We start from the raw sequence: 4,279 nt of genomic DNA, 5'->3' as shown, positions 1-4,279 counted from the left end.
TTGCGGAGCCCTACCCCAATCACTTCTGCGTCGGTTTCATCAATCATTTGGTTAACTAGCCTCATGAGATTGGCAGAAGGTAGTCTTCCAGCCACGTTAGAAGTATTTGTACCGACAATGATATATTTTGCCGATTTGGCAGTAGTTAAATTAGCCCCAGACAGTAAAGAAGCACTGTTGATCATCGTTACATTGGAATGATGTTTTTGAACTTCAGGTCCAAGTGTAGTCGCATTTGAACCGACGACGACAATCCGATCGCCCGCAGCTGCTTTCAATGGAAGTACACCATCATTCTTTACAAGGGTAATCGACTTTTCTGCTGCTTCCTTTTCCAACTGTAAATGTTCCGCAGATCTCCAAACCTTTTCGGCGTTGGCAGCCTTTTCATCAACATTCGTCGCTGCCTCTGGCTTTACAATGCCGCGATTTAATTTCAGTGTTAAAATCCGTTCAACGGATTGCTCAATTCTTTCGATAGAAAGATCACCAGAATTTACTGCCTCATAAAGCCCATTTGCAACAACGTCTAAACCAACAGGCATTAAGATAATATCCGCACCTGCTTTTACCGCACGAACGGCTGAATCGACTGGGCCGAAATGATCGGCAATCGCTAGCATGTTCATTGCATCCGTTACGATAACGCCCTTAAAGCCCATCTCTTCTCGCATTAGACCAGTTAGCACCTTATGGGAAAGTGTTGCAGGTATGGCGATTTCAGTGCCATCCTTTTTCGAAATGGCTTTTGTATCGTCAATTTTTGGGAAAGTGACATGCGCTGTCATAATCGCGTCCATCCCGGCATCCATCGCCTGCTGGAATGGATATAATTCTACTTGTTTCAATCGTTCTTTTTCATGCCCCACTTCTGGAAGTCCTAAGTGAGAATCCACTGCCGTATCACCATGCCCTGGAAAATGCTTTGCTGTTGCAGCTGTATCCGTTGCCTGAAGTCCTCTAATATAGGCTTTACCTAATTTAGCAACAAGCTCCGAATCTTCGCCAAACGAACGCACGCCAATCACTGGGTTGTCAGGATTATTGTTGACATCAAGTACTGGTCCAAAGTTGAAATTAATTCCAGCGGCTTGAAGTTCCTCGCCAATAGCTTTTCCAACCTTTTCTGAGAGCTCTTCAGACCCTGCGGCACCAAGCGCCATGTTTCCTGGAAAATGAGTTCCGGATTGCAGACGAGTAACAATTCCGCCCTCCTGGTCAATGGAAATTAATAGTCCATACTTTTCCGCGGCCTCCTGATAAGCGGCAACTAGCTTTGTTGTTTGCGCGGCTGTCACCGTGTTTGGTTGGAACAATAAGACCCCGCCCAGATGGTATTTTTTAACCTGCTCGGCAAGTTCATCAGTCATTTCTGTTACAGGTTGACCTTTAAAATTACGGAAATCCGGCATCAGCAATTGCCCGACTTTTTCTTCTATCGTCATGTTTTTTATTGCATGGCCGATGAGATCATAGCGTTTGCCCTTTTCTTTTTCAACAAGGATCTGTCCCTGATTGCCTTTGAACTGGATTGCAATCCGGTCCGTAAAAATGCCATCGCTGACAGAGATAAACGTTTTTCCATTATGTCCCGATAACGTAACTGCGCCATCTTTCACAGAGGCAACATTTTTATTCGAGGAACTCCAGACTAAATTTTGCGAAGCCATCATAAAGTGTCCGTCATCATATACATGAAGTGCTCTTAAATCAATTTTATTGTCGACAGCCTCACGCTCTACTTGGGGAACATTCAGGTCGATGACCAAGTCCTTAATTGCGGACTTTGCCGATGCACCGGAATGCGGGATTCCTGTTAACAAAAGAGCAACTGCCAAAAATGGGATCATCAACTTCTTGAAATTTTTTTTCACTGTTTCTCCTCCTCGTCTAATCTCTTTACACTCATAAGCTTTAACGTGCAGATTGAACCAGGTTTCTACAACATGATAAGAATTACGCTTTAAATTCCTCCTTTGGGGTTTATTTCAGGCGAAATACTATGTAAAAAGGTAATGGTGGCGCTTACCGCCTGTACCTTACAGCATATATCCCTAATTCACAGTCGTCCATACTACTAAATGCTCATTCCATAAATACCCAATTAGCCTCCCAGCCATAAAGACCTAGTACTTTACGGGCTTTAGGTAAAGCTGCAGTAATTTTAGTTGCGTCTGTAATGATGTTAGGTGCTTGTGGAGAGCGGATCTAACACCGAAACCATTAAGGAGGTTTCAACTGATTCTAAGTTGAATCGCGGCTAAGAACACAAAAAAATTCTAATAAATTTAAATACCCACATAACAAAAAACCCTCAACGCCAACGGCATCAAGGGTTTAACCTTATTAATACATCATCATATATTGCTCACGTTCCCACGGATGGACCTGTGTACGGAACATATCCCATTCAATCTCTTTAGCTTCGATAAAGTGTTCGAACAGATGTCCGCCTAATGCTTTTATTAACACTTCATCCTGTTTTAATTTTTCTAATGCAAGTGCTAATGTTGGTGGCAAATCCACAATTCCTGCTTCATTACGCTCTTCTTTGTTCATAACATAGATATTTCTGTCAACAGGAGCTGGTGGTGTAAGTTTGTTCTTAATACCATCTAAGCCCGCAGCCAGCAATACAGCCATGGCCATATAAGGGTTTGCTGCTGGGTCTACAGATCGCACCTCAACACGTGTGCTTAAACCACGTGAAGCTGGAATACGAACAAGCGGACTTCTATTTTGAGCAGACCAAGCAACATAACAAGGTGCCTCATAACCAGGAACTAGACGTTTGTATGAGTTTACTGTTGGATTTGTAACGGCTGTAAAGTTAGGTGCATGCTTTAAAATACCTGCAATAAAATGTCTCGCGTTGTCACTTAATTGTAGTTCGGCATTTGGATCGAAAAATGCATTTTCCCCACCTTTAAATAATGAAAGGTTACAGTGCATTCCGGATCCAGCAACACCAAACAATGGCTTCGGCATAAATGTTGCGTGTAAACCGTGTTTACGGGCAATTGTTTTAACAACAAGTTTAAATGTTTGAATTTCATCACAAGCTGTTAGAGCATCTTCATATTTAAAATCAATTTCATGTTGACCAGGCGCTACCTCATGGTGAGATGCTTCAATTTCAAAGCCCATTTCCTCAAGCTCTAATACGATGTCACGGCGGCAGTTTTCACCAAGGTCTGTCGGCGCTAAGTCGAAATATCCACCATTATCATTTAACTCAAGAGTTGGCTCACCATTTTGATCTAATTTAAACAAGAAAAATTCAGGTTCAGGTCCGAGGTTGAAATCAGTAAATCCAAGCTCTTCCATTTCTCTTAAGACTCTCTTTAAGTTATTGCGAGGGTCACCTTCAAATGGAGTACCATCCGCATTATGGATGTCACAAATTAAACGAGCAACCTTTCCTTTTTCAGCAGTCCACGGAAAAACAACCCATGTATTTAAGTCAGGAAAAAGATACATATCTGATTCTTCGATGCGCACAAAGCCCTCAATCGAAGAACCATCAAACATCATTTTATTGCTCAATGCCTTTTCTAATTGACTTACAGGAATTTCAACATTTTTAATAGTTCCAAGAATGTCAGTGAATTGTAAACGAATAAATTTCACATTTTCTTCATTTGCTAAACGAAAAATATCATCTTTCGTATATTTGGACATTAAGTCTTCCTCCCCAAACCTTGTTGTAAGTATAGTTTTTTTACATTTTAATGAAAAAATCTCGACATATCACTATGATTAGGACCAGATTGCTTTTTAAATCTTCCCGCTTGAAGCAATTCATTCCTCAATAATCTTCTTAGCTCAGAATTCGTTATTTCTTGTTTCACAGGCTCAACCGGTTTTTCTTCAATTATTGGTTGGAGTTTTTGGACTGCGAAAATTTGTTTAATTCCTGCTAGGTTGACTTTTTGTTCGATCAAGCTTTTGATTTCAAGTAGTCGATCAACGTCATTAAATGAATATAGTCTTCGATTTGTTTCAGTTCTTGCAGGAGAAATCAAACCATTTTCCTCATAATACCGGATTTGCCGAGCGGATAATTCAGTTAACTGCATGACAATTCCAATCGGAAAGAGTGGCATGGAACGTCGAATTTCGTCACTCATATGGGATCCTCCTTTGCAAAGAATAAGTTGATTTTAAATGATGTTAGATTATCTGTCAAGTTCATGTTAGAAAACCTCACATGGGAAAACAATAAAAATACAGAGGAAAATTATTCCTCTGTTCCTATAGAAATAAGTTGTTTTAAAAG

Annotated in this window: 3 protein-coding genes; all 3 read right to left on the bottom strand. The window is 40.7% G+C overall.

Features of this window, described 5'->3' with window-relative positions:
* Positions 1 to 1,850: glycoside hydrolase family 3 protein (locus V7147_RS16970; protein ID WP_335369017.1), on the bottom strand; the 1,850-nt coding region annotated here is incomplete at its 3' end.
* 496 nt (positions 1,851 to 2,346) lie between these two features.
* Positions 2,347 to 3,681 carry a type I glutamate--ammonia ligase gene (gene glnA / locus V7147_RS16965; protein ID WP_335369016.1) on the bottom strand — a complete coding sequence of 445 codons (1,335 nt, stop codon included), beginning with the start codon at positions 3,679 to 3,681 and terminating at the stop codon, positions 2,347 to 2,349.
* Between the two features lie 47 nt (positions 3,682 to 3,728).
* Positions 3,729 to 4,130, bottom strand: coding sequence for a MerR family transcriptional regulator (locus tag V7147_RS16960; RefSeq protein ID WP_335369015.1), 402 nt, complete (start codon positions 4,128 to 4,130; stop codon positions 3,729 to 3,731).
* Positions 4,131 to 4,279: the final 149 nt, after the last annotated feature.

The organism is Bacillus sp. JJ1521 (assembly GCF_036965165.1).
Taxonomy (GTDB): domain Bacteria; phylum Bacillota; class Bacilli; order Bacillales; family Bacillaceae_L; genus Ferdinandcohnia.
This window is presented reverse-complemented; position numbering and strand designations above follow the sequence as displayed.